Origin of the sequence: Acinetobacter lwoffii (assembly GCF_052078135.1) — a bacterium.
In the GTDB taxonomy this organism is placed as follows: Bacteria; Pseudomonadota; Gammaproteobacteria; order Pseudomonadales; family Moraxellaceae; genus Acinetobacter; species Acinetobacter lwoffii_Z.
In genome coordinates, this window is record NZ_JBQGUZ010000007.1 from 18,078 (window position 1) to 44,693 (window position 26,616).

The following is a 26,616-nucleotide window of genomic DNA, read 5'->3' on the forward strand; positions in this document are numbered from 1 at the left end:
CTGTTTTATTTTTAGATCAGGAATAAAAACTCGGATCAGGCACTTTTCCAGTCAGCACCCATTCCCCCACTTCCTGATATTTATAATCGATCGGGTCATGCAAGGTCTGGGTGCGGACATTGCGCCAGAAACGGTCAAGATTGAGCTTGGCCGTGGTGGCCCGCGCACCCATCACCTGGAAAATATTCTGGGTAATATAGAGAGAGGTATTGGTTGCGGCAATTTTGGCTGTGGCAATGGCAACTGAGACTTCACCGCGCTGCTCAGCTGTTAAATCATTCCCAAGCTCCCAGGCTGCCTGTAAAGTCTGAACCGCTTTATCTGCCAGTAAGCGTACACTTTCCAGTTGTACATAAAACTCGGCAAAATGCTTCTGGATAAAAGGATCATTCACTGCATCGTCTGCCAGTGATTTGGACCAGGCTTTTTGGGTTTGTACGGTCTGCTTGGCGACGTCAAATGCCCCTTCTGCCACGCCCAAAAACAGATGCACAAAAATCAGCTGGGCAATCAAAGGCCGTAGACTGGAATATGGCGTACTCAGTGGACCGGGATTTAACAGCAATTCATCTTCATGAATTTTGACCTGCTCAAAATGGCTGGTACCACTGTCGGTCTGGCGTTGGCCCATATTGTTCCAGTCGCCCAGAAAGCTCACGCCCTCTCGCCAGGTAGGAATCACTCCTATCAGTAATTTTCCTACTTCGTCATAACCTGAACACAGCAACATATCCGAATCAATCGAACCTGAGCAGAAGCTTTTATCACCATGGAAAATATATTCGTTTTCTGAAACTTTTGTAACTGTGGTGCGATGGTCCAGCGGATTTAGAGTATTACCCCAGAATAGATTATTTTGGGCAGTCTGTTCAAACCACGGGCCATATTGTTCCGATTGGGAAAATAATTGCACGGTCGCAATCAGCAAATGATGAAAGCCATAGACATGCGCCAATGAACTGTCGACTTGGGCAATGGTCTGAATGGTGCTAAAAATGGTCTGCCAGTCGGCACCCTGACCACCATAGTGCTTCGGAATAGACAGGCCAAGCAAGCTACTCTGGCGAATCAGGTCACGTTCGGCTTTGGGATTCCCCCCCTGTTTATCCCGTTCTGCTGCAGTCTGGGCGAAAGTTTCAGCCAGTTGCCGGGCAATCTCTAAGGGCAACTGATCGAGATATGATTGTCGTATATTCATTGTTTTTGGACCTATATTCAGCATGGCTTGAGCTTAGCAGATTGCAGCCTGTCACTATATCCGAAAGCATGCAGAGCTTATTCCCGATATAAAAATACCGGCGGGATGCCGGTATTGGAAAAGCTTAAATTTAAGCGTTATTACGCTGTACCTCTGCAATCAGATGATCCACCACTTGCGGTTCAGCTAGGGTCGAAGTATCTCCGAGACTATCCAGCTCATCGGCTGCAATCTTTCTCAATATCCGCCGCATGATTTTGCCGGAGCGGGTTTTTGGCAAGGCCGGTGCCCAGTGCAAGGCGTCTGGTGTAGCCACTGGACCAAGAATCTTGCGTACCCAGCTGACCAGTTCTCCACGTAATTGATCTGAACTGGCAACATCAGCCTGCAAAGTCACAAAGGCACAAATGCCCTGACCTTTAATGTCATGCGGCATACCCACTACAGCGGCCTCAGCCACCGATTCATGCGCCACCAGTGCACTTTCAATTTCTGCCGTACCTAGACGATGTCCGGACACATTCAGGACATCATCGACACGACCGGTAATCCAGTAATAACCATCTTTATCGCGACGCGCCCCATCTCCGGTAAAATAAGTACCGGGATAGGTAGAGAAATAAGCTTCAATAAAACGCTCCGGGTCTCCCCAAATGGTACGCATCTGACCCGGCCAGGAATCCTTAATCACCAGATTTCCCTCAGCTTCACCCTCCAGTTCCTTGCCATCGGCATCGACAATAGCCGGTTGTACCCCGAAGAAAGGCCGTGTCGCAGAACCCGGTTTTAAATCAGTCGCACCCGGCAATGGTGTAATCATGAAACCGCCTGTTTCGGTTTGCCACCAGGTATCGATGACGGGACAGCGGCTTTCACCGACCACGGTGTAGTACCAGTTCCAGGCTTCCGGATTAATTGGCTCACCGACTGAACCTAAAATTCTCAGGCTACTGCGATCACTTTCCCGCACAAAAGCATCGCCCTCACGCATCATGGCGCGGATCGCGGTCGGTGCAGTGTAGAGAATGGTGACGTTATGCTTATCGACAATATGTCCGGTACGCGCCCAGCTTGGATATTGCGGTACACCTTCAAACATCACAGTGGTGGTCCCATTCGAAAGTGGCCCATACAGCACATAGGAATGTCCAGTGATCCAGCCGACATCTGCGGTACACCAGAACACATCATCCTGCTTGATATCAAACGCTTCACGGAAGGTGCAGTTGACATAAGTCAGATAACCGCCAGTGGTATGCATCACGCCCTTGGGCTTGCCGGTGGAACCTGAGGTATACAGGATAAACAGCGGATCTTCGGCATTCATCGGTTCCGGTGGGCAGATGTCATTCACTGACATAATTTCCGTGTGATACCACAGATCACGCCCTTCCTGCATTTCAATCGGGTTACCGGTGCGGTGTACCACCATTACATTTTGAATCGAGTCTGTACCTGCCAGTTTTAGTGCCTCATCGACATTGGCTTTCAGCGGAATGGCCTTACCGCCGCGCATGCCGGAATCGGCTGTAATCACCATTTTCGCCTGACAGTCTTCAATCCGGCTAGCCAGAGAATCTGGCGAGAAACCACCAAATACCACGCAATGTACCGCCCCGATCCGGGCACAGGCCAGCATGGCAATCGCGGCTTCAGAGACCATCGGCATATACAGCATGACCCGGTCGCCTTTCTGGATGCCATTTTTCTTTAGCACATTGGCGAAACGGCAGGTTTCATCATGCAGCTCGGCAAAGGAAATAATCTTGTGCCGTGAAGGATGATCCCCTTCCCAGATGATGGCCGGTTTATACGGATGTTCTTTCAGGTGCCGATCCAGACAGTTGGCACTGACATTGAGCTGACCATCGGCAAACCATTCGATTTTAAAATCGTCTTTGTTAAAGCTGGTATTTTTGACTTGGGTGAAGGGCTTGATCCAGTCCAGACGTTGCGCCTGTTCTGCCCAAAATTTATCTGGCTGTTCTATAGAATATTGATAACGTTCAAAGTACTGGTCTTCGAGCGTACGTGCTGTTTTTTTAAATTCTTCGGGTACTGGATAGATCTCTTGCATAGGTCACTTCCTTGATTTTGTTCTATCTCATCACGAGAGGTTAATGCTGCGTTGTTGATTGTTTTTTATGCATAATGGCAGTATGGCCTGCTTATTTCAAATCCGGCAATCATGCTTTCGTCGTAGATTATTTATACAAATTCAATCAAAATAAACCACAACTTACAGTACAGAATCTTCTGCGCAAATGTGTATGATCTGTAGCACAGCCCTTAAAAATAAAATTGACCGCTTGTGGTTATTTCATCTGATTTAGCAGGATACGCTTTATGAAATCGCCTGAATCTCCCTACTTTAGCCCGCCTGCGCTGCCTGCATCGGATCATCCCCTTTCGATGAAAGGCCGCTTCGGACGCTTGAGCTTTATTGCCTGGTCGGCATTTCTGTATTTCATTTTTTTATTTGGCAGTATTGCACTGGGTCTCAGTATTGATATTGTGAATATTTCTACCCATTCTCTAGATCCCAACTGGCTGATTTCACTGCAAGGCTTGGCCAGTATCGGTGTGCTGATCATGGTTCTGGTCTATGTATATTTCGCTTTAGTGGTGACTGTTCGCCGTTTGCATGATATGAACCGCAGTGGCTGGTGGGCACTATTATTTTTACTGCCGCTAGTAAACATTTTTGTATGGCTTTATATCGTTTTTGGTTCGGGCGATCGAGGCAGTAATCAGTATGGTCCGGCACGGATCACCTTGCTCTGGGAAAAAATTCTGGCCTGGCTGATGATTATCTTGACCCTGCTTAGCCTGTTGGGATCTATCGCTTTATTCAGTTATATGAGCGGTGAAGAACAAACACCTACCCCCACGGAAATGATGCAAAAAACCACCAAATACTTTTAACAACAGCGCCGTTATTTTTAGAAAATATCCACTGGTGACTTCGAGTCCTTATTAATTTTTTGCTGAACATCAGGCAAAATAGGCAAAATTTGAATTGTGGAATTTTTGTGGCAGAGCAAAACAATACCTTAAGCCAGGTAACTGAGGGCACTACGGAGTTGTTACATCAGGCAACTGAAAAAACGACCCAGACCGTGATTGAACATACCGCCAAGTATAATGATGCCTACAGCACCATTGACAAGATCATGGAAGGTTTCTGGGAACGTGTGCCTTATTTCTGTATCGCGCTAATCGTAATTACGATTTTCTGGTTACTCTCCAAAGTCTTCAAGTTTTTCGTACGTAAAACTTTGGAAAACCGCTCTTATACCCGTCAGAATCTGGTGTTGGTACTCAACCGTGTCGGCAGTACCTTTATTATTTTCTTTGGTATTCTGATTGGACTGGTGATTGCTGTTCCTGGCTTTACCCCGGGTCAGCTGATGAGTGCCCTCGGAATTGGTTCAGTCGCGATCGGTTTTGCCTTCAAGGATATTTTCCAGAACCTGCTCTCTGGCGTGTTAATTCTGCTCAGTGAACCGTTCAAGATTGGCGACGATATTATCGTGAATGGCATGGAAGGTACGGTTGAAGATATCCAGATTCGTGCGACCTTCTTACGTTCACCAGATGGCCGTCGTATTGTCATTCCGAATGCCACGGTCTACACCAGTGCGGTCACGGTGAATACTGCCTATACCCGTCGCCGCTGCGAATTCGTGGTGGGCATCGGCTATGAAGATGACATCCAGAAAGCCAAAGACCTGATCACCGCTATTTTAGATAAAGATCCAACCATCCTGAGCCAGCCAGGCTTTAGTGTCAATGTGACGGCGCTGGCTGACTTTTCTATTACCCTAAAAGCTTTCTGGTGGGTCGATACCACTGAAACCGGCACCGGAACTTCAATCAGTGCGGTGCAGGAACGGGTGATTCAGGCTTTTGCTGAGCATAATATTTCGATTCCTTATCCGGTACAGGAAGTCAAAGTCTATCGTGGTGAGGGCAATGAAGAGGCTTCAGCCCGTGCTAAACAGTCGACCTAAAACATAAGGAATCACGGTTTCTGTACGGATAATACGGTTGCCCAGGCTCACAGCCTGGCAGCCGTTTTTTATGAGTAAATCAACTTCATAAGGGATAAATCCACCCTCCGGACCAATAATAATCGTACAGGGATGCTCAATCGCAAATGGCATCGCTTGCTCTGCATAAGGATGTGCCACATAAGCCGGACCATCCGTACTAATCAAACCCGGCAAGATATCTTCAACAAAGGGTTTAAAGCGTTTATATAGCTCGATTTTCGGAGCAATCGTATCGCCTGCCTGTTCCAGTCCCAGCTCGATATAATGATTTAACTGCTGTAAAAATGGGGTTTGCCAATAGCTTTTATCGACGCGATAGCTATGCAGTAAAATGATTTTTTCAACGCCCAAAGTGACACTGTCCATGATCAGACGGCGCAGTACTTTCGGACGTGGCAAGGCCACAATTAAAGTCACTGGCAATTTTTCTGGAACAGCTTCTTCTTGCAGCGGTTTCAAGCGCACTGCTTTTTCAGAGATTTCGACAATCTCAGTCAGGTAACGCAGACCTTCCCGAATTCCGACTTTTAACGTATCTCCCACCTGGATCTGCAAATGCTGCTGTAAATGTTCCAGTTGCCGAGTTGAGGTAATGGACCAAAGTTCAGTTTCGGTTTGACGTGGGTCAAGCAGGACGATATTCATAAGGAAGATAAAACCAAAACATTAACATGCAAAATATTCAAATTAGGTATTATCGCCAAATTTGAAATCGTGTGTGGCGACATGGATGTTGCCCGCGGTACTGAGGTACAGGAAGTACCTTCAGTACCGCAAAGGATTTTTGCTACTTTTAATCCCTTAAAAGTAGAACTCCTCTACAAATGACCAGTTATCCCAGAAAGGTAGATTGGAGAGTATGACTAGCACACACTTAGAGATACTGATCAATCACCTGAATATGCTTAGCAAGCGATCCCGTATTTAACTGCATAATTGTCTGCGCTGCTGCATTCAACTTTTCCGCCTTAACCTGATCTTGCAAAAGTTCCAGTAATACCTCTGCAGCCTGCTGGGCATCCTGCACCACTGCGACTGCGTCTGCCTGAACGAACTCATCCACGATAGTCTGAAAATTAAAATAGTTTTTGCCTAAAACAGTCGGCACATTCAGCGAAATCGGCTCCAAAATATTATGTCCACCACCTGGTTCATTTAAAGAACCACCCACATAACATGCCTGACTCAAAGCATACCAAAGCCACATTTCACCCATCGAATCGGCCAAATAAACCTGGGTATCTGCTGTAATATGTTGCCCTAGACTTCGACGCTGGATTTTCAATCCCAAAGACTGTGCAGCTTGGAACACCTCATCAAAACGTTCCGGATGGCGCGGTACCACAATACAGACCAAATATGGATCAGCTTCTAAAGCAGCTTTTAAAACACTCAGAATTTCTTTTTCTTCAGGAGCATGAGTACTAGCTAACGTGACGATCTTTCGCCCCCCTAACTGCCACTCCTGTTTCAATTGATCTGCCTGATGAATAAAGCGCTCGGGCGCAGTAATATCAAATTTGATATTGCCCAAAACTTGGGTTTTTTCAGCTGCGATTCCCAACTGGATATAACGTTGCTGGGTGGCTGTATCCTGTGCCAAAAGACCAGTTAAATTCTTGAGCATGCCACGGGTCAAACCTTTGACCTTGGCATAGCCTTTGGCGGATTTTTCGGACAGACGCGCATTCAACAATACACTTGGCACATTAAACTGGGGTGCCTGATCCAGCAGATTCGGCCAAAGTTCAGTTTCCATCAGCAATAAAAGTTTCGGCTGATATTTTTGATAAAATTCACGAATTAAAGTTTTCTGGTCAGCAGGCAAATACACGGCTTGAAACAAATCGAGATAAGGCGCTTTTAAAAAAAGTGATTTAGCGCGTGCCTGCCCGGTCTTGGTGGTATTGGTCACCAGAACCGGATGCCCAAGTTTTAAATAATATTCAATTAACGGTTGAGCGGCATTGGTTTCCCCTACGGATACCACATGAAACCAGATTGCCTGCAGGTTTTTAGGGGATTGGAAAGGACCAAAACGTTCCAGCAATTCTTGTTGTAATTGTTCCGGACTGGTCGCACGTTTACGTATACGGGATTGATAAAGCGGTTTCGCTAGCGCCAAGGCTGCGTTATACCAGAATGGAGTAGCCACATTGCGCCCCAAAACAGATTCAATCGGCAAAATATAACAGAGCCACATCGACATGTTAATCGATGTGGCTCTTATTTCGAATTATTCTATGGTACTTAATACCTTAACTTCTGCCAAAGTTGGATAATCAATATAACCTTCAGCCACCTGATTGCCGATCATATTTTCCATTTTCAGCTCATTCAGTGGTGCATTCTGAAGCAGACGTTCGTATAGATCAGGATTCGCAATGTAGGCTTTACCAAATGCGACTGCATCTGCCTTTTCAGCTGCCAACAGCTCAATCGCATCTTCACGACTTAGTTGCATATTGGCAATATAAGGCACTCCACCAGAACGCTCTTTCATATATTCGGAAATGCTGTCTTCAGCCAGATATTCACGGGTAAAGAAGAAGGCAATCTTGCGCTTGCCCAGTTGCTCCATGGCATAGCCAAATGTTTCACGTGGATCATTATCACCCATGTCATGGTCATCACCACGCGGAGCAAAATGCACTCCTACACGATCTGCACCCCATACTTCAATCAGTGCATCAGTTGCTTCTAGCAGGAAACGTGTACGGTTTTCCACTGAACCGCCGTATTCATCTTCACGCTGATTGGTTTTGCTTTGCAGGAACTGGTCAATCAGATAACCATTGGCAGCATGTAATTCAACACCGTCAAAACCGGCTTCTTTAGCACGAATCGCAGCCTGCTTGTATTGCTCGGTAATCTCGTGAATTTCAGAAACTTCTAAGGGACGTGGCGTAACGTACGGACGTTTTGGACGTAACAAGCTGACATGACCTGCCTGTTGTACTGCACTTGCAGAAACTGGTGTTTCACCATTTAACAGATCCGGATGCGATACACGACCAACATGCCAAAGCTGGGCAACGATTAGACCGCCCTTCTCATGAACCGCTTGAGTGACCTTTTTCCAGCCTTCGACCTGAGCATCGGTAAACAGTCCTGGGGTATTCAAATAGCCATTGGCTTCTTCGGAAATCACTGTAGCTTCAGAAATGATCAGGCCAGCACTTGCACGTTGCGCATAGTACTCAACCATCATTGGGGTTGGAACGCGATCAGCAGTTGCGCGGCTACGGGTCAACGGCGCCATGATGACACGGTTTTTAAGCTCTAACGCACCGAGCGTTAAAGGAGAATTTAATTCAGCCATCGTTACTCCCACCTGTTAAAGGTGTTGTTGTAGGTGTTCGATAAATTGCTGAATCAAAGTTTCATTGCGGGAGAAATATGACCACTGTCCATGCTTGGTCGCAGTGATCAGGCCAGCCTGCTGTAACACCGACAGGTGATTGGACATGGTGGACTGGGAAACCTGGCCCAAACATTCAATTTGACCTGCACAGACCCCACGTTGAAAGCCACCACACTCTTCCGCAGACAGATATTGCTCCGGAGATTTTAACCACTCCAGAATTTGTCGACGGGTCGGATTGGCTAAGGCTTTAAAAATTAGATCAAGGTCCATAGGCACATCACAATCAGTGGCGCAACGAAACTTCATTCAGCATCTGCGATCATTATATCGTATTTTTTCGATTTATATATCGAATAATTTAGATATAAGAGTCACAGTCTGTTAAAGCTTTGTTACGCCAGCTTTTAAACGATTTCTTACAGGCCCTGTTTCAGGCTTGCTTCGATAAATTTGTCCAGATCACCGTCCAGAACTGCGCCAGTATTGGAATTTTCTACCCCTGTACGCAAATCCTTGATACGTGAATCATCCAGGACATAAGAACGGATCTGGCTACCCCAGCCGATATCAGACTTGGAATCTTCCAGTGCTTGTGCCGCTTCGTTACGTTTGCTCATCTCGAGCTCATAAAGTTTGGCACGTAACTGCTTCCAGGCGTGGTCACGGTTGGCATGTTGTGAACGCTGGTTCTGACAGGCCACCACAATTCCGGTCGGTGCATGGGTTAAACGCACGGCAGAATCTGTTTTGTTAATATGCTGACCACCCGCCCCTGATGCACGGTAAGTATCGGTACGAACATCGGACGGATTGATTTCAATTTCGATATTGTCATCTACTTCAGGTGAGATAAACACGGCAGAAAATGAGGTATGACGACGGTTGCCCGAGTCAAATGGTGATTTACGTACTAAACGGTGTACCCCAGATTCGGTACGTAACCAGCCATAGGCGTACTCACCTTCCACACGAATCGTCGCAGATTTAATCCCGGCAACATCGCCATCAGATTCTTCCATCACTTCTGCTTTAAAGCCATGACGTTCAATCCAGCGTAGATACATACGTAGCAACATAGACGCCCAGTCCTGTGCTTCTGTACCGCCTGAACCAGCTTGAATTTCAAGATAGCAAGGGTTTGGATCCATCGGATTATTGAACATACGGCGAAATTCAAGCTTGGCCAGTTCTTCTTCAGCCGTGCTCAGTTCAGCCTGTACGTCTTCTAGCAAGCTTTCATCATCCGCTTCAACCGCCAGATCAAGCAAAGCCTGTGCATCTTCAAGCTGGGTACTTAAGCGATCCAGCACATTTAATACATTTTCAAGCTCGCCTTTTTCTTTGGCCATTGCTTGAGCACGACTCTGATCATTCCAGATCGTTGGATCTTCTAATTCACGCAGGACTTCTTCTAAACGCTCTTTTTTCAGATCGTAGTCAAAGATACCCCCGTAGTGTTTGACCACGTTCGTTTAAGTCTTTTAATTGGTTTAGATACGGATTAATTTCCACGTGAATTACTCTCAATCAAAATTAGGCACAAAATTCTTAGCCCGATATTATAGCACAGTCTATTTCCGCTATTTTAACGATCCATTCAGTCTAAAGCTCGAATATCTTGAGCATTTAGACCTGTATTTCCCTCATCCAATTTTCAACATCTCATAGACTCTTTTGCGTCTTTTTATCCGAAATTTTTATCGGCTTTTTAGCCCCGTTTTATGACCGAAATATAATTTTGCAATTGATTTTATAATTTAGGATTTCTTATTGGTCTGTATAAAAAATCAGCGAATTCAATAGATTCCACAATATCTACACACTTTTAATAAAACACTACATTATAAATTTAATTTTATTATTCAGTCACTTGTTCAGCAAAAATTACACAAGATTACGCTATTCACATTACTGTAACTTTCCTTTGATTGACGATCTTTGGAATTGCTCTAGACTGAAAGTTGTAACAAAAAGTGTAATGTTTTTAACTCACGATTTGAGGGGTAGTAACCATGAAAAAATTAGCGATTGCTTCGGCACTACTTTCAGCAATAGCAATGACTGGTACAGCAGCACATGCTTACCAAGCAGAAATTGGTGCATCAGCAGGAGTGGTTGATCCTGACAACGGTGGAACTAGCGGTTCTTTCGGCGTTGATGGTACATATTACTTCAATCCAGTTCAAACACGTAATGCACCATTAGCAGAAGCAGCATTCCTTGATCGTGCTAGCAACGTGAGTGCGCAATATCAATATAATGAAATTGGTGATTCTGAAGCGCATCGTTATGGCGTAGGTGCAGAGTACTTCGTACCGAATTCTGACTTCTACTTAAGCGGTAACGTCAATGGCCATGATCTGCAAGACAATGATGATCTAGAAAATGATTTAACCACCTATGCAGCTGAAGTCGGTTATCTGCCAGCGCCAGGTCTATTGATTGCGGCTGGTGTGAAAGGTTGGGATAACGACAATGATGATGGCGTAGATCCAACACTTCGTGCTAAATATGTGACGACATTAAGCAACGGTAAAGACATCAACCTGGAAGCAGGTGCAGCGTTTGGTGATCTAGATGAATACAATCTGGCAGCAGATTATTTCATCGACAAAACCTTGAGTGTCGGTGCTGATTATCACAACAATGATATTACCGACAAGAGCGAATTTGGTATCAATGCACGTAAGTTCATTAACCAGCAAGTGAGCTTAGAAGGCCGTGTCGGCTTTGGTGAACAGTTTAACAATGACTACAATACCTTTGGTGTAGCAGCGAAATACCGCTTCTAATCTAAAACCAAAAATTAGTCATTCATAGAAAACCCATCCTCGGATGGGTTTTTTTATTGCACTCTTAACAAGCATTTAGGTATTTTTGCACATTGACGGGGCGAATATAAACTGTACAATTTGTTACAACTGTTCATCAAACAGTCATATTTTTATAACAAAGAGAGAAATCTAAATGCTTAAGAAACTTGCTCTTGCTACAGCGCTTCTTGCTGGCCTGGGAACTGCACATGCTTACCAAGCTGAAGTTGGGGGTACTGTTGCTTACCACGATGTTGACATTGATGGTGCTGACAATGGTTATACACTTGCAGTTGATGGTGCTTACTACTTTGCTCCGGTACAAGTTAAAGGCTCTCCATTAAATGAAGCTGCATTTTTAAACCGTGCAAGTAATATTAATGCATCGCTTGCTTACACTGACTTTGATTTATATGATTTCACTAACTTAAATGTTGGTGTTGAATATTTTGTTCCTAACACTGATTTTTACTTAAATGGTCAAGTTGGTTATTTTGATGATGGCGAATTTGATGATACCACTTTCGCTGCAGAAGTAGGTTACTTACCTACACCTGGTCTTTTATTAGCAGTTGGTCTGGCAGATAATGGCGACGACACAGACGCAACTGTACGTGGTAAATACGTAACCAAAGTAGGCCAGTACGACATGAACTTTGAAGCTGGTGCACGCTTTGCTGATGAAACAGCTTTCATTCTTGGTACCGATCTTTACCTCGACCCTACCCTAAACGTGGGTCTTGGCTATATCGATAACGGCTATGATGAAGATACTTTTGAAATTCGTGCTAAGAAATTCTTGAGTCAACAAGTAAGCCTTGAAGGTAACATAGCATTTGCTGATGACATCAATACTTATGGCATTCGTGCAGCATACCGCTTCTAATCTCTCCGATTAAAAGCAAAAAAACCGCTCACTCGAGCGGTTTTTTTATGGCCTATTGTTCTAAATGGATAATCCGCATTTGCAAGCTGATATTGCCATTAAATACATTTTTATCCAGCTCATAGACCAATCGTGTATCTTTCATCGGGTCAAAGTCATATTTATCCGCTGCATTGAAAGCGATCGCATCCACGACCTGCCCATTCTCCAACGCCACACGTAACTTAAGATGCACATCTTTAAGCCAGCGATAGTCCATGATTTTGAACACACCATCAAAAATCGGTTGGGGGAATTTTTGCCCCCATGGACTTAAATTCTGCAATAAATTGACTGTTTCGATCTGAAAAGCAGAAGCTGGCAACTCTCCATCTGTCCATAAAGTCGCAGTGAATAAATCCTCATCCATCACACCAATCAGTGCTTCAAAGACCTGCTTAAACTCAGCGAAATTTTCTTTTTTCAGGGTTAAACCTGCTGCTGCTGCATGTCCGCCAAAATGACTGACTAAATGAGGATATTGCTCTGCCACCTGTTCAATCGCATCACGAATATGAATACCTTCAATCGAACGCGCCGAACCTTTGATATGAATCCCATCCTGATCCGCGGCAAAAACAATACTCGGACGATGGAACTGCTCTTTTAAACGCCCTGCTACAATCCCGATCACTCCCTGATGCCAATGCTGTTCAAACATGATCAACGCAGCAGGTAGTTCAGTGGCATCCCACTGGATTTTATCCAGCTCAAGCAAGGCTTCCTGCTTGATTTTACCTTCCACCTGACGGCGTTCGACATTGAGCTGATTCAGCTGTTCAGCCAGTGGATAAGCAGTTGTCAGATCAGGAGCCAGCAAACATTCGATCCCGATATCCATGGTTTCCATGCGTCCAGCCGCGTTAATCCGTGGGCCTAAAACAAAGCCCAAATCTTGAGCTTTCAGACCAGCAGGATCACGCTTTGCAATATCAAGTAGCGCACTGATTCCTGCTCGGCATAACCCTTGCTGGATCCGTTTCAACCCTGCATCGACCAGAATCCGGTTGTTATAGTCCAGACTCGCGACATCGGCATAAGTACCGAGTGCCACCAGATCAAGATAATTGGTAATTACCGTAGAGGATTTTCCAAGTTTCTTGCGATGGGTAGACAGATTGGCCAGTATATAAAAAGCCACCCCGACCCCAGCTAGTGCTTTGCTTGGAAAGTCGCAACCGAGCTGATTGGGATTGACCACGGCTTCGGCTTTTGGTGTCGGCTTGGTCGTCAGATGGTGATCAGTAATGATCACCTGCATGCCATGATCCTGCGCCTGTTTTACTCCGTCATGGCTGGAAATGCCATTGTCCACGGTAATCAGTAAATCAGGCGTGAAATTGACAAAGGCCAGATCTGCAATTGCGGGCGTCAATCCATACCCATATTTAAAACGGTCTGGTACCAGATATTCAACATTGGCGCCCATATCGCGCAGTGCCAGCACCATGAGTGCAGTACTGGTCGCGCCATCGGCATCATAATCGCCGACAATCACGATTTTCTGGCCATGATCAATCGCCTGATCCATCAATTGAATGGCTTCAGGCAAGCCTTTCATGGTCGGTGCCAGCAAATGCTTCAGCTTGAGCTCAAGTTCCTGCTCGGATTCCACCCCACGACGAGCCAGAATCTCGGCCACAAATGCAGGGACGCCCGGTAAATTTTCAGGGCGTGTCAGCAATGGACGTTGTTTGATTTCCAGTTTTTGCATGGTTATGGCATTAAGCGCTCTAAAGTCCAGCCGGCATCGGTTTTGCGATAACTTAAACGGTCATGCAAACGGTTCGGACGACCCTGCCAGAATTCATAATAATCGGGTTCGAGACGATAACCGCCCCAGAATACCGGCTTGTCCAGCTGTTGCTGATTGGCAACCTGGGTATGCAAATCCCAAAAACGTTGCTGCAATTCCTCACGACTAGCCACGATGCCACTTTGCGGGGTACTGATATGCGCGGCAATCTGGCTTTCGCGTGGACGTTTATGATAATAGTCGGTCGATTCTTCTTCCGATATTTTCTTTACACGACCCGAAATACGAATCTGACGTTCCTGATCCTGCCAGTAGAACAACAGTTCGGCATAAGGATTTTTAGCCAGATCCAGACCTTTTTGACTATCATAGTTGGTATAAAAGTCATAACCCGCTTCAGTCGCTCCACGTAGCAATACCGTACGCACGTGCGGACGACCTTGTGCATTGGCTGTTGCCAAAGACATGGCATAGGGTTCATGCAATTTTGCTTCCAGTGCATGGTTAAACCATTGCAGGAACTGCATATGTGGATTCGGATTGACTTGCTGTTCCTGTAACTCGCCTTTTTCATAATTCAGGCGTAGTTCACTCAGATCCTTGATCAGATCACTCATTATCTATGTTCCTGTTAAGCGGCATTGGCACGCACAGCATCTGCCAGGCTGTTTGCAAGTGTGGTGACTTCAGCCAGATCATCGCCTTCGACCATCACACGAATGACAGGTTCTGTGCCAGATTTACGAATCAATAAACGGCCACGACCTTTAAGCTGCTGTTCGGCTTTTTCAAATTCAGCTGCCAGTGCAGGCACTGAATAAGGATCAAACATGGCATTTAAACGTACATTGACCAAGACATTGGGCAACAGTTTAAAGTCAGCCACAAGTTCATGCAGAGCTTTTTTCTGCTCAACCATCACGGTTAAAACTTGCAGGGCTGCAATAATGGCGTCGCCTGTAGTGCTCTTGTCTAAAGTCAGAATATGACCAGAAGGCTCACCTCCAATGGTCCAACCATTTTCTTCCAGACCTTGCAATACATAACGGTCGCCGACTTTGGCACGTAATAACGGCACTTGTGCTTTTTCCAGCGCCAGTTCCAGCGCCATATTGCTCATTAAGGTACCGACGATACCTGCCGGTTTTTTCGAGCTTTGAGTCGCAAGAATATAAAGAATATGGTCGCCATCAATCAGATTACCGGCTTTATCTACGAGAACCACACGGTCAGCATCCCCATCAAAGGCAATACCCAAATCCGCTTGATGTTGAACCACAGCTTGTTGCAAGCTTTCCGGATGGGTTGAACCACAGCCCTCATTAATATTCAAACCGCTTGGCTCATTGTGAATCGCAATCACACGTGCACCCAATTCACGGAACACTGCAGGCCCCACGTTATAGGCTGCGCCATTGGCACAATCCACTACAATGGTAAGTTCATTCAGATCCAGATGATACGGGAACGTCGATTTACAGAATTCAATATAGCGACCATTAGCATCTTTAACCCGGATACTCTTACCCAGATTTGCTGTATCTTCAATCACAAAATCTTTTTCAAGTTCCTGATTAATTTCGTCTTGTAAAGCATCTGGCAGTTTTTTACCTTCCGCAGAGAAAAACTTAATGCCGTTATCAAAATACGGGTTATGCGAAGCGGAAATGACAATACCCAAGCTGGCATGCAAGGCACGGGTCAAGTGAGCAATCGCCGGTGTCGGTAGTGGGCCTAAAAGATGAACATAAACGCCAGCGGCATTTAAACCTGCCTGCAAGGCTGCTTCCAGGATATAACCAGACAAACGGGTATCTTTACCCAGAACCACCAATGGTTTGGATTTTTTACTATGGCGTTTTAAAACTTTACCGGCTGCAAATCCCAGCTTCAGGGCAAACTCAGGGGTAATCGGCAATTCGCCAAACTTTCCACGAATACCATCCGTACCAAAATAACTCATCTTTATCTCACTTCTTAGCGGATGATTGATATCACCCATTTTTTTCCTTGAGTCACACTTTACACCAAAATAAAAAAGCCGTCATTTGCATGACGGCTTTTTAAAATTTTAAATCACAGGAAATTAACCCACGCGATAGTTTGGTGCTTCTTTGGTAATGGTCACATCATGTACATGCGACTCAGACATACCGGCAGAAGTGATTTTCACAAACTTGGCATTCTGACGCAGGTCTTCAATCGTCGCAGAACCGGTATAACCCATTGAAGAACGTAGGCCGCCCATCATCTGATGTACGATATTGCCCATTGGGCCTTTGTACGGTACACGACCTTCAATACCTTCAGGAACCAGTTTCTCAGCACCGGCCTTAGAGTCCTGGAAGTAACGGTCAGCAGAACCTGTTGCACCCGCCATCGCGCCCAATGAACCCATACCACGATAGGCTTTGTAGTAACGGCCCTGGAAGAATTCAACTTCGCCTGGTGCTTCTTCAGTACCGGCCATCAATGAACCCACCATAATCGTGCTTGCACCCGCACCAATCGCTTTGGCCATATCACCAGAGAAACGAATACCGCCATCCGCGATCAAAGGAATCTGATCTTTCAGCGCATTGGCAACAGAATCAATTGCAGAGATCTGTGGCATACCAATACCCGCCACAATACGCGTGGTACAGATTGAACCAGGACCAATACCAACTTTAACGGCATCAGCACCTGCATCAAGCAACGCCAGCGCAGCATCACCTGTTGCGATGTTACCGCCAATCACCTGAACTTGTGGATAGTTGGCCTTAACCCAACGTACACGCTCAATCACACCCGCAGAATGACCATGTGCAGTATCGACTACAATCACGTCCACACCTGCATCAACCAGGGCTTCTACGCGGCTTGGCGTTTCTGCACCAGTACCGACAGCAGCACCAACACGCAGACGACCCAGGTCATCTTTACAGCTATTTGGATACAATTCAGCTTTACGGAAATCGGTTACCGTAATTAAGCCTTTCAGCTCTTGCTGATCGTTGACCACCAATACTTTTTCAATACGGTGCTGTTGCAATAAAGCTTGGATATTTTCTTTCGATTCGCCTTCACGAACTGTCACCAGACGATCCTGACCAGTCATGATATTGCTGACTGGCTGCTCAAGATTGGTTTCAAAGCGTGTATCACGACCGGTCACGATACCCACCACTTTGCCGTCTTTCACAACGGGCACACCACTGATATTGTTGGCTTGAGTCAGCGCAATCAGTTCACGTACTGTGGTTTCAGGAGTCACTGTAATCGGGTCTTTGACCATACCCGCTTCGAATTTTTTCACACGGCGCACTTCTGCAGCCTGAACAGCGATATCCATGTTCTTGTGCAAAATACCGATACCGCCATTTTGCGCCATTGCAATCGCCATACGGGACTCAGTCACCGTATCCATTGCTGCAGACACAAGAGGAATATTCAGGTTAATGCCACGAGTTAAACGTGTCTTTAGGGAGACATCTTTTGGAAGAACAGTAGAATAGGCAGGGAGTAATAGGACATCATCGAAGGTTAACGCGTCTTGAACGATGGTCAACATAACAGTCTCACTGGTAATTTCCGTGCACTATTATAAACAAATATCGGCTTAAATTTCATTGCAATTGCAAAATTATTTTTTTATTCAAGCTTCGTACACGCAGATCTATGTGGGTGCTAAAACAGTATCAATAATACGTCCGATCATGAAGTTCTCTATTTTAAAGTATACCCCGATCATTTTAATGAAGTGAAAAGCAGAGCCTAAGCTCTGCTTTGGATGGATTTAGCTGACATATTCAAAACTGTCATCATTGTCGGCTTCATCAGTTTCAATCTGGACAAAGGGCAACATATTGTGTGCAATACGTGCCTTATTGCATTGCTCATCGGCAATCTGCACTTCTTTGCAGGATGAACTGCGCTGCTCATACATGCCGCAGCTCACCTGCTGGCCGATGGTGCCATCAAGTGCGATACAGCGTGGATTTTTTTGATTGGTTCCAGCCATACATGAATAGACTGCTGTCACAGGTTCGGTATAGTGCTCAGGCATATGAATACCTTCAGCCCAATAGAACGAAACCCTGAAATAGGCGCAGCACGCCCCGCAGCTTAAACACGCATCCGGTTTTGGAACTTGAGACAACATTTCTTATAAGTTCTCATTATCAAAAAAAGTTTTTTGGAGAAGAAATATAAAAAATGTTGTTTTTCCACACAAGAAAAAAATTATTTTTTGTGTGAACTATTCAGGACAGGTAAAAACCGTTTCATCCATCAGGTCAGTGCCGCATTCCAGCGTTTCAATCCAGTCCAGAAACTGGGTAATCTGCTCTTTGCCGATAAATGGTGTGCCATGCTGCGGCACAATCATCTCGATTTCCATGCTGCGTACCATTTTCACCCAGAGACGAATCACCTTGTTATTGCACATATAGCGTTGATGGAAGCTTTTCATTTTTGGGATATGCGCGGCAAAGTTTTCCAGTGGCTTGGCGGCATCTTCAACCATGGACGCACCCATATCACCTGAAAATAAAATTTTGGCAATCGGATCATAAAACTGGAAATTCCCTACCGAATGCAGAAAATGCGCCGGTACCGCCACAATATGAGATTGGCCCAGTGGAATGATTTGACCATGATCCGGAAGCTCCACCAGACGGTCCAGCCAGTTGCCTTTCATCCGGTCGCTCATAAAGGCCGAGTTTAAGTGCGGCAAGAAACGCGCCCACAGCTTGGATGCCACCACTTTGGCATCGGTATATACCAGCCAGCGCGGCATGGAAGTGATAATGTCCGGGTCTTGATGTGAAGCCATGACATAGTCCAGATGGGTCAAGCGGGTGTATTTATTCAGTTCCATGGTCAGCGGCACATAGGTTAAATCACCACCCGGATCGAGTACCGCTGCGCGCTCATGATCAATAATCAAAAACTGGTTTGCCTGAACGCCTTCACCTTTGACCAGACTGGTAAAACTAATGCATTTATGTGTCCCATTATCAAACAGGACTTGCGATGTGGTGCGCTCAAAAACCATGTAAATTCCCCAATTTATAGTTAAAACTGCTGTTTTATACCCATACAACATATAAGGAATTAATCAAACTTACAATCAATAAAACTAGCCATATCACACTATTTACCAAGGTTTTGAGAGAATTTTAACCATAAAAAAATCCTGAGTTTTTAGCTCAGGATTCATGCAATTTGTTATTTTATAATTTAAAAGAAATAATATTGAACCAGGGTCGCGACACCTATGACCAGGAAAATGGCCGCGCCAATTTTATGGATCAGGCTGATCGGGAGTCTATTCGCCAGCTTATCTCCCAAAAATACTGCAGGTGCATTGGCCAGCATCATGCCCAAAGTGGTCCCAAGCATCACCCAGAATACGCTATCGAAACGTGCTGCTAATGCGACCGTAGCAATCTGAGTTTTGTCACCAATTTCTGCCAGAAAGAACAGAATAAAGGTCGCACCAAATACCCCGAATTTTTGCCATTTATTGATACTGGCATTTTCATCCCCGAGTTCATCCGGAATCAGCATCCAGACAGCCATTGCGATAAAGCCAATCGAGACGATCCACAGTAGCACCTCCGGCCCGATCACGGTGGTCACCCATTGTCCCAATACTGCAGAAAGGCCGTGGTTAATCAGCGTCGCCAATAAAATGGCAACTAAAATAGGAACAGGTTTGCGAAAACGTGCGGCAAGCAGCAATGCCAGCAGTTGGGTCTTATCACCCATTTCAGCCAGTGCTACGATTGCAGTCGACAGTAAGAATTCATACATGAGGTCTTTCTCTGGCTAGCATCCAATACCAATGACTCACCGCTCCTGCTAGCCAAAATCTGCAGAGTGGTAAATCAAAGGTCTTGCCAACAAAAGAAAGCTTGGAAAAGCTAACTTGGTTCTTTGCTATGATGACCATGCTCGTTTGAGCAAATATGTTGACCATCACCCTTCTGCTTTGCGCAAAAGGCGGCTACTCCCCAATGAAGTGCGTCAAGTATAGAATCAAATAGATTATTTTTCAATGCAGCAGCAAAAAACCCTGCCGAAGCAGGGTTTTTCTCTTTACACCCTCTTTATATTTCTTCCTGAGCTTCAATTGAAATATTTTTCAATGAAGCGCAAGAGAAAAGAAAGTGAATCGAATTTAATTTAGATTAACAGCGTACGGATATCTTTAAGCAGCTTGGTCAGCTTGTTGGTGAAACGAGCAGCATCTGCACCATTGATCACACGGTGATCGTAGGACAATGAAAGCGGCAGCATCAAGCGTGGATCAAAGCCTTCACCATTCCAGACCGGTTGCATGGTTGCAGGTGAAATACCCAGAATTGCCACTTGCGGCCAGTTCACCAATGGCGTAAATGCCGTACCACCGATTGAACCCAAGCTAGTGATAGTGAAGTTCGCACCTTGCAGATCTTTCGGCGACAATTTCTTGTCACGCGCTTTTTGACCCAAGGTTCCTAGCTCAGTGGCAATCTGTTTAATTGACTTCTGATCTGGATGACGCAGCACAGGCACGGTCAAACCATCTGGCGTTGCGACCGCGATACCCATATGGATCTCGTTACGTAGCAAGACTGACTTACCATCATCGGCCAAGTGACCAGCAAACTCACGCTCTTCTTTTAACAAGTGCGCAACTGCTTTGATGATGAACGCCATAATGGTCAGGCTCAGGCCTTCTTTCTTGAAATTGCCTTTCAGTTCATTACGCCATGCTTCCAGTTCCGTAATATCCGCTGCATCAAACTGGGTCACTTGCGGAATGAAATTATTCAGCGACAACTGTGGAATAGACACTTGTTGCAAACGCGTCAAGGCTTTCTCTTCCACACCACCAAAAGCGCTAAAGTCTGGCAGCTTTGGCAGACCTGCGACTTGAGCAGCAGCGGCTACAGGAGCCGCCTGTGGCGTAGTAAGACGCGTTTTGACATACGCTTTCAGATCTTCTTTCATGACGCGCGCATGTGGGCCAGATGCTTTGACGTCTGCCAACACGACGCCCAGTTCACGGGCCAGTTTACGCACCGCAGGACCGGCATAAACTTTAGAATTAGCGGCATTCTGCTCTTTGGTCAGCTTGTCAGCATTATCCGACGTCGTGACTGTTTGAGTAGAAGATGCAGCAGGTGCCGGGGCTGCTTTTGGTGCTTCTGCTGCTTTCGGTGCTTCTGCTTTGGCTGCAACAGGTACAGCAGCTGCTTGCGCTTCAGCTTCAATTGTCACCAGTGCAATGCCTTGAGAGACATTTTGACCCAGTTCCACATGAATGGCTTTAATCACGCCGGCTGTAGTGCTTGGCACTTCAACAGTCGCTTTATCTGATTCCACCACGATGATGCTTTGGTCTTTTTCAACCGTATCACCGACCTGAACCAGAATTTCAGCCACAGCCGCCTTGTCTACACCTAGATCAGGCACCTTCACTTCAACATCACCCGCAGGTGCTGCTGGCGTTTCTGGCGCTTCAACTGCTTTCTCTTGGGCCGCCGCTTGAGCAACTGGTGCTTGAGGTGCTTCTGTCGGTGCTGATGCTGTCGAAACAGCCGTTTTCACTTTCAGAATGACCACACCTTCTTTGATCGTGTCGCCTTCTTTAATCTCGATGGACTCTACCGTGCCTGAAACCGTACTTGGCACTTCAACAGTCGCCTTGTCTGATTCCACCACTACGATACTTTGATCTACCTCGATTTCATCACCGACAGAAACCAGAATTTCACCGACAGTGGCTTTTTCTACACCAATATCAGGGATTTGAACATCAACCACTTGTGAGCTTGCTTGAGCCTCAGGAGCAGCAGAAGCTTTAGGCTGATGTGAAGCGATTTCCTGCATGATTTCCTGATCCGGCAATGAGGTCGGGGTATTTTCTGAAGTTTTTTCAGATGCATCTGCTCGCTGTGACTCTACTACATCCGTGCTGCCGTCTTCAGCCTGTAGCTCAATCAGTACCGCGCCTTCAGTGACTTCATCACCCTGGCTGACCAGAATGCTTTTTACCACGCCTGCTGAAGTGCTAGGCACTTCAACAGAGGCTTTATCAGATTCAAGTAACACAATGCTGTCATCAATCGCAATCGTATCACCGACTTTGACCAGAATTTCGGCCACTGTTGCCTTATCTACACCAATATCAGGAGTCGTAATTTGCATGCTTAGTTCTCCTCTTTGTAGTCAGCAACAGCATGTACAGATGGGGTTTCTTGAGGTGCCCAAGCTACTGGGCGATCTGTATCAAGCTCAAACGTCGAGATCGCATCTTTTACCAGGCGCGCATCAACTTCACCTTCATCTGCCAGTTTTTTCAGGGTTGCAACCACAATATGGGCAGCATCGACACCGAAGTAACTACGCAAGTTGGCACGTGTATCTGAACGGCCATAACCGTCAGTACCCAATGCTACGAATGGACGGCCATCTGGAAGATAAGCACGGATCTGTTCGCTATAAGCACGCATGTGATCGGTTGCAGATACCACGATCCCTTCAGTACCGCGGAGCTGTTTCGAGACCCATGCTTCTTTTACGTCTTCAGCCAGCGGATGCAAGCGGTTGTATTCTTCACATGCCATACCGTCACGTGCCAGTTCATTGAAGCTGGTTACGCTGTAGACATTTGAATGAATTTGATATTCCTCACGAAGAATCTTCGCCGCCTTGATCACTTCACGTAGAATCACACCTGAACCCAGTAACTGAACAGTGGCTTTTTCATCTTCTTCAAGCAAGTACATACCGCGCTTGATACCTTCTTCAACACCTTTTGGCATTTCCGGATGCTCGTAGTTTTCGTTCATCACAGTCAGGTAATAGAACACACGTTCCTGGTTCACATACATACGCTGTAAACCGTCATGCACGATCACTGCCAATTCATAACCGAAACATGGGTCATAAGAGACACAGTTTGGAATGGTATTGGCCAAGATGTGTGAGTGACCATCCTGATGCTGTAAGCCTTCACCGTTCAGTGTCGTACGACCCGCAGTTGCACCCAGCAAGAAGCCTTGTGCCTGTGCATCGCCGGCTGCCCAGGCAATATCACCAATACGCTGGAAACCAAACATCGAGTAGTACATGTACATCGGAATCATTGGCAGGTTATTGGTTGAATAACTGGTCGCCAACGCTGCCCATGCACTCATCGCACCGGCTTCGTTAATCCCTTCCTGCAACATGTGACCGTCTTTGGCTTCACGGTAATGCATCAGCTGTTCTTGGTCTTCCGGAGTATATTTCTGGCCATGCGCGGCATAAATACCGAGCTGACGGAACATACCTTCCAGACCGAAAGTACGGGCTTCATCTGGAACAATTGGAACAACGCGGTCTTTAATCGCTTTCTCTTTAAGAAGTACAGAGATTAAACGCACCATCACCATTGTGGTGGATTGTTCTTTACCATTTGAACCGGCCAAGACCGAATCAAATACTGAAAGTCCAGGAATCGCCAGCTGTTCGCTTTCCTTACGACGTGCAGGCAGGTAGCCACCTAGCGCCTCACGACGCGCCTTCATATATTTCAATTCAGGGGAATTTTCGCTTGGACGGTAGAACGGTACTTCTTCAAGCTGTTCATCAGTGAAAGGAAGATTGAAACGGTCACGCACGTATTTCAAAGAATTGATTTGCATCTTCTTGATTTGGTGAGTTTTGTTGACTGCTTCGATTTCTTCCGACAAACCATAACCTTTCACGGTTTTTGCCAGAATCACGGTCGGCTGACCTTTGGCCGTACATGCTTCGGCATAAGCAGCAAAGACTTTGTACGGGTCGTGACCACCGCGGTTCAGATTATCAATATCTTCGTCGCTTAAGTCTTTAACCAACTCAGCTGCTTCTGGATATTTGCCGAAGAACTTTTCACGCGCGTAAGCACCACCTTTTACCTGGTAACGCTGGAAATCGCCATCGACTGCTTCTTCCATCACTGCTTTCAGTGCACCGGATTTATCTTTATCCAGTAGTGGATCCCAATGACGGCCCCACACAACTTTAATCACACGCCAGCCTGCGCCGCGGAATAATGACTCAAGTTCCTGAATGATCTTGCCATTACCACGTACCGGACCATCCAGACGTTGCAAGTTACAGTTCACTACCCAAATCAGGTTGTCGAGCTTTTCGCGACCTGCCAGAGAAATTGCACCCAAGCTTTCCGGCTCGTCCATCTCACCATCACCCAGATAAGCCCAAACCTTACGATCTTCTTCTTTAATCAGGCCACGGTTCATCAGGTACTTTTGGATATGTGCCTGATAAATCGACATGATTGGACCCAGACCCATCGATACGGTCGGGAACTGCCAGTAGTCCGGCATCAAATAAGGATGCGGATAAGATGGCAGACCTTTACCGCCTACTTCACGACGGAAATTATTCAGATGCTCTTCAGTCAAACGGCCTTCTAAAAATGAACGCGCGTAAATACCCGGTGCACAGTGACCTTGATAATAGATCATGTCGCCGCCAAAGCTGTCGCTGTTGGCACGGAAGAAGTGGTTAAAGCCCACATCATAAAGGGTTGCGGAAGAAGCAAAACTCGCTAGGTGACCACCGAGATCGTCACCGGTTTTATTCGCGCGTAATACCATTGCCAAGGCATTCCAGCGGATCAGCGCGCGAATACGGCGCTCCATGTCCTGGTCGCCTGGCATTGCAGGCTGTTCTTCAACAGAAATCGTATTTAAGTAGGGAGTATTTAAACGCTGAATAGGAACATGCTTTGCAATTGCGCGTTGATAAAGTTTTTCTAACAAAAATGCTGCACGCTCAGTGCCCATGTGCTGCAAAACAGAGTCAAATGCATCTTGCCATTCTTGGGTTTCTTGCGCGTCTGTATCGCCATAAAACGCCATAATCTACAGTTCCTAAAAGCCTAATCTAATGTCTTATATGTACCATATTTAAGACCTCTGCAGGTATGGCCTTAGCTGAATGCGATTTAGCAGTACTATTTAGGAACTAAATGATGGGTGACGTATAATTACACTACATAACAAAAAATAGTCAATAAAGGCGATTTATTATACAATCATTATAATAGTTGGTGATAATATGAGACTTAAAAGTGATAAAACAAAAAGCCCTTCAAGTTGACTTGAAGAGCCTTCAGCTTAAACGCTTTAAAATGCTTATCGGAGATTTTTTATGTATAAAGATGCATCTTGTTATTCAGGTCTATACTTAAGGTAACATGGCCAAATAAGTAGATGGGTTTTTACGTTGACCGTCTTTTACTACTTCATAATGCAAGTGTGGACCGGTACAGCGACCAGTACAGCCGACATTAGCAATATGATCACCCGCTTGCACCTGCTCTCCCACACGTGCAATAAGACGTGAAGCATGAGCATAGCGTGTTAAATAGCCATTGCCATGATTGATTTCAACGTATTGACCATAACCTGTACCCCAACCTGATTTGGTCACAATCCCTGGACCTGTTGCATAGATTGGTGTACCACTTGGCGCTGCAAGATCAAGGCCTGAATGATTTTCAGCACGACCACCCATGGTACGACCACCGTAATTTGAACTTACGCGAGAATTAGGTAAAGGATGAGAAATTAGCCAAGAATAAGCACTGTTAGCTGCCGCTTTGTTTGATGAAGTATTGGCATACTTCTGAGCAAGCGTTCGATTGTTTAGTTCAACCGGTTTCTCACGCAGCTGAACATTCAATTTAGTCTGTGCCGGAATGTCGATATCATCGGGATGAGTATATGCACCCTGTGCCAGAGTACGCGTCAATTGCTCGATACGATCTGTTGAACCATTTTCCTGATTTAGATTGACTAAATCTGCAAACGCAACCGAAGCCGCTGAAACTGATAAAGAAAATGCCAACAAAATACGTCGCATATGCATAAAAAACCTCTCTAAACTGCTTTAATCGAGTTTCTTGAAGATCTCTATCCTTGATATCCACTAAAAGAAGCGCATAAGATTAAGACATAAATATGTAGGAATTATGTATGTCGGAACCTGTCAACGTTTTTCAACAAACAAGAAAACAGATAAAAACAGGAAACTTTTCGTTTCTCTCATCACAAGTTGCCGCATGGCAGAAACTTACGAAACTCGTACAACCGCTATTGCCCCAACCGGAACGCTGGCAAGTTGTCTGCTATCAAAATGGTGTGTTAACGATTACCGGTGAAAACCAGGCCATAATCAGTCAATTGGCCTATCTTCAAAAGCAATACATTTCACAACTCTCTCAAATAAATGAATTAACAGATCTTACTAAACTTCAAGTTTGCCTGCGGAATCCTTCGCAAACGCCACCCGTTTCAGCAACACCTGAAAGAGCCTTAAATGCAGAAACACAGGAATTACTTCGTAGTGCTGCTGACTTTATAAGCGACCCTAAGCTTAGCCAAGCTTTACTACGTTTGGCAAGCAATAAAAAGTAACATAGCAATCAAATGTAATAAATTAAAAATCAAACATTATGTGATGTTTGTCACAG

General features: G+C 45.6%; 22 protein-coding genes and 1 riboswitch. Of the genes, 5 read left to right on the forward strand and 17 right to left on the reverse strand.

Going from position 1 to position 26,616, the window contains the following annotated elements; all coding sequences use genetic code 11:
- Positions 1-16: 16 nt before the first annotated feature.
- The gene (locus ACTL4S_RS06320; RefSeq protein WP_441298963.1) at positions 17-1,198 is read right to left on the reverse strand and encodes an acyl-CoA dehydrogenase family protein; all 1,182 of its coding nucleotides are present in this window, start codon (positions 1,196-1,198) and stop codon (positions 17-19) included.
- A gap of 130 nt (positions 1,199-1,328) precedes the next feature.
- The gene (acs, locus tag ACTL4S_RS06325; RefSeq protein ID WP_004281359.1) at positions 1,329-3,275 is read right to left on the reverse strand and encodes an acetate--CoA ligase; all 1,947 of its coding nucleotides are present in this window, start codon (positions 3,273-3,275) and stop codon (positions 1,329-1,331) included.
- A gap of 269 nt (positions 3,276-3,544) precedes the next feature.
- Here acs and ACTL4S_RS06330 point away from each other — a divergent pair, with 269 nt between their 5' ends.
- Complete coding sequence (locus tag ACTL4S_RS06330; RefSeq protein ID WP_441298964.1) at positions 3,545-4,123, forward strand: DUF805 domain-containing protein; 579 nt, start codon at positions 3,545-3,547, stop codon at positions 4,121-4,123.
- Between the two features lie 107 nt (positions 4,124-4,230).
- The gene (locus tag ACTL4S_RS06335; RefSeq protein WP_004281355.1) at positions 4,231-5,211 is read left to right on the forward strand and encodes a mechanosensitive ion channel family protein; all 981 of its coding nucleotides are present in this window, start codon (positions 4,231-4,233) and stop codon (positions 5,209-5,211) included.
- Here ACTL4S_RS06335 and ACTL4S_RS06340 read toward each other — a convergent pair.
- The 5 genes from ACTL4S_RS06340 to prfB all read right to left on the reverse strand — a co-directional run bounded on the left by ACTL4S_RS06340 (position 5,185) and on the right by prfB (position 10,132).
- Positions 5,185-5,898 (reverse strand): 16S rRNA (uracil(1498)-N(3))-methyltransferase, encoded by a 714-nt coding sequence (locus ACTL4S_RS06340; protein WP_441298965.1) that lies wholly within the window; start codon positions 5,896-5,898, stop codon positions 5,185-5,187. The genes ACTL4S_RS06335 and ACTL4S_RS06340 overlap by 27 nt on opposite strands.
- Before the next feature lie 229 nt (positions 5,899-6,127).
- Entirely contained in the window at positions 6,128-7,408 is a 1,281-nt protein-coding gene (locus ACTL4S_RS06345) for a 3-deoxy-D-manno-octulosonic acid transferase (protein ID WP_441299013.1), read from the reverse strand.
- An 81-nt stretch (positions 7,409-7,489) separates the two neighbouring features.
- Positions 7,490-8,575 carry an alkene reductase gene (locus ACTL4S_RS06350; protein WP_441298966.1) on the reverse strand — a complete coding sequence of 362 codons (1,086 nt, stop codon included), beginning with the start codon at positions 8,573-8,575 and terminating at the stop codon, positions 7,490-7,492.
- A 15-nt stretch (positions 8,576-8,590) separates the two neighbouring features.
- On the reverse strand, positions 8,591-8,890 hold the full coding sequence (locus ACTL4S_RS06355; RefSeq protein WP_034170237.1) for an ArsR/SmtB family transcription factor: 300 nt from the start codon (positions 8,888-8,890) through the stop codon (positions 8,591-8,593).
- 146 nt (positions 8,891-9,036) lie between these two features.
- Positions 9,037-10,132 (reverse strand): peptide chain release factor 2 gene (prfB, locus tag ACTL4S_RS06360; RefSeq protein ID WP_441298967.1). Its coding sequence is split into 2 segments (ribosomal slippage): positions 9,037-10,059 and positions 10,061-10,132, totalling 1,095 coding nucleotides; the frame shifts between segments, so codons are not numbered across the junction.
- Positions 10,133-10,632: 500 nt separating this feature from the next.
- Here prfB and ACTL4S_RS06365 point away from each other — a divergent pair.
- Positions 10,633-11,412 carry a putative porin gene (locus tag ACTL4S_RS06365; RefSeq protein ID WP_004647252.1) on the forward strand — a complete coding sequence of 260 codons (780 nt, stop codon included), beginning with the start codon at positions 10,633-10,635 and terminating at the stop codon, positions 11,410-11,412.
- A 175-nt stretch (positions 11,413-11,587) separates the two neighbouring features.
- Entirely contained in the window at positions 11,588-12,319 is a 732-nt protein-coding gene (locus ACTL4S_RS06370; RefSeq protein WP_247143275.1) for a putative porin, read from the forward strand.
- A 52-nt stretch (positions 12,320-12,371) separates the two neighbouring features.
- Here ACTL4S_RS06370 and recJ read toward each other — a convergent pair whose 3' ends face one another.
- The 10 genes from recJ to ACTL4S_RS06420 form a co-directional block, all read right to left on the reverse strand.
- The gene (gene recJ, locus ACTL4S_RS06375) at positions 12,372-14,072 is read right to left on the reverse strand and encodes a single-stranded-DNA-specific exonuclease RecJ (protein WP_005108143.1); all 1,701 of its coding nucleotides are present in this window, start codon (positions 14,070-14,072) and stop codon (positions 12,372-12,374) included.
- 2 nt (positions 14,073-14,074) lie between these two features.
- Positions 14,075-14,731 (reverse strand): pyridoxamine 5'-phosphate oxidase, encoded by a 657-nt coding sequence (gene pdxH, locus ACTL4S_RS06380; protein WP_114540946.1) that lies wholly within the window; start codon positions 14,729-14,731, stop codon positions 14,075-14,077.
- Positions 14,732-14,745: 14 nt separating this feature from the next.
- Positions 14,746-16,077: a phosphoglucosamine mutase gene (gene glmM, locus ACTL4S_RS06385; protein WP_441299014.1), complete on the reverse strand. Its 1,332-nt coding sequence runs from the start codon at positions 16,075-16,077 to the stop codon at positions 14,746-14,748.
- A gap of 123 nt (positions 16,078-16,200) precedes the next feature.
- Complete coding sequence (gene guaB / locus ACTL4S_RS06390; RefSeq protein WP_004281332.1) at positions 16,201-17,667, reverse strand: IMP dehydrogenase; 1,467 nt, start codon at positions 17,665-17,667, stop codon at positions 16,201-16,203.
- 225 nt (positions 17,668-17,892) lie between these two features.
- Positions 17,893-18,258 carry a YkgJ family cysteine cluster protein gene (locus ACTL4S_RS06395; protein WP_080591854.1) on the reverse strand — a complete coding sequence of 122 codons (366 nt, stop codon included), beginning with the start codon at positions 18,256-18,258 and terminating at the stop codon, positions 17,893-17,895.
- Between the two features lie 96 nt (positions 18,259-18,354).
- Positions 18,355-19,152: an oxygen-binding di-iron domain-containing protein gene (locus ACTL4S_RS06400; protein ID WP_005250340.1), complete on the reverse strand. Its 798-nt coding sequence runs from the start codon at positions 19,150-19,152 to the stop codon at positions 18,355-18,357.
- A gap of 185 nt (positions 19,153-19,337) precedes the next feature.
- Positions 19,338-19,913, reverse strand: coding sequence for a TMEM165/GDT1 family protein (locus tag ACTL4S_RS06405; protein WP_086044231.1), 576 nt, complete (start codon positions 19,911-19,913; stop codon positions 19,338-19,340).
- Between the two features lie 72 nt (positions 19,914-19,985).
- A riboswitch (yybP-ykoY riboswitch) is annotated at positions 19,986-20,127 on the reverse strand.
- A 158-nt stretch (positions 20,128-20,285) separates the two neighbouring features.
- Positions 20,286-22,295: a 2-oxo acid dehydrogenase subunit E2 gene (locus ACTL4S_RS06410; protein WP_441298968.1), complete on the reverse strand. Its 2,010-nt coding sequence runs from the start codon at positions 22,293-22,295 to the stop codon at positions 20,286-20,288.
- Positions 22,296-22,297: 2 nt separating this feature from the next.
- Positions 22,298-25,000, reverse strand: a complete 2,703-nt coding sequence (aceE, locus tag ACTL4S_RS06415; protein WP_409651492.1) for a pyruvate dehydrogenase (acetyl-transferring), homodimeric type — start codon at positions 24,998-25,000, stop codon at positions 22,298-22,300.
- A gap of 328 nt (positions 25,001-25,328) precedes the next feature.
- Positions 25,329-26,012, reverse strand: a complete 684-nt coding sequence (locus tag ACTL4S_RS06420; protein ID WP_005245719.1) for a M23 family metallopeptidase — start codon at positions 26,010-26,012, stop codon at positions 25,329-25,331.
- A 107-nt stretch (positions 26,013-26,119) separates the two neighbouring features.
- Between ACTL4S_RS06420 and ACTL4S_RS06425 the strand changes: the two genes are divergently transcribed.
- Positions 26,120-26,560, forward strand: a complete 441-nt coding sequence (locus ACTL4S_RS06425) for a DciA family protein (protein WP_441298969.1) — start codon at positions 26,120-26,122, stop codon at positions 26,558-26,560.
- The last annotated feature ends 56 nt before the right edge of the window (positions 26,561-26,616 follow it).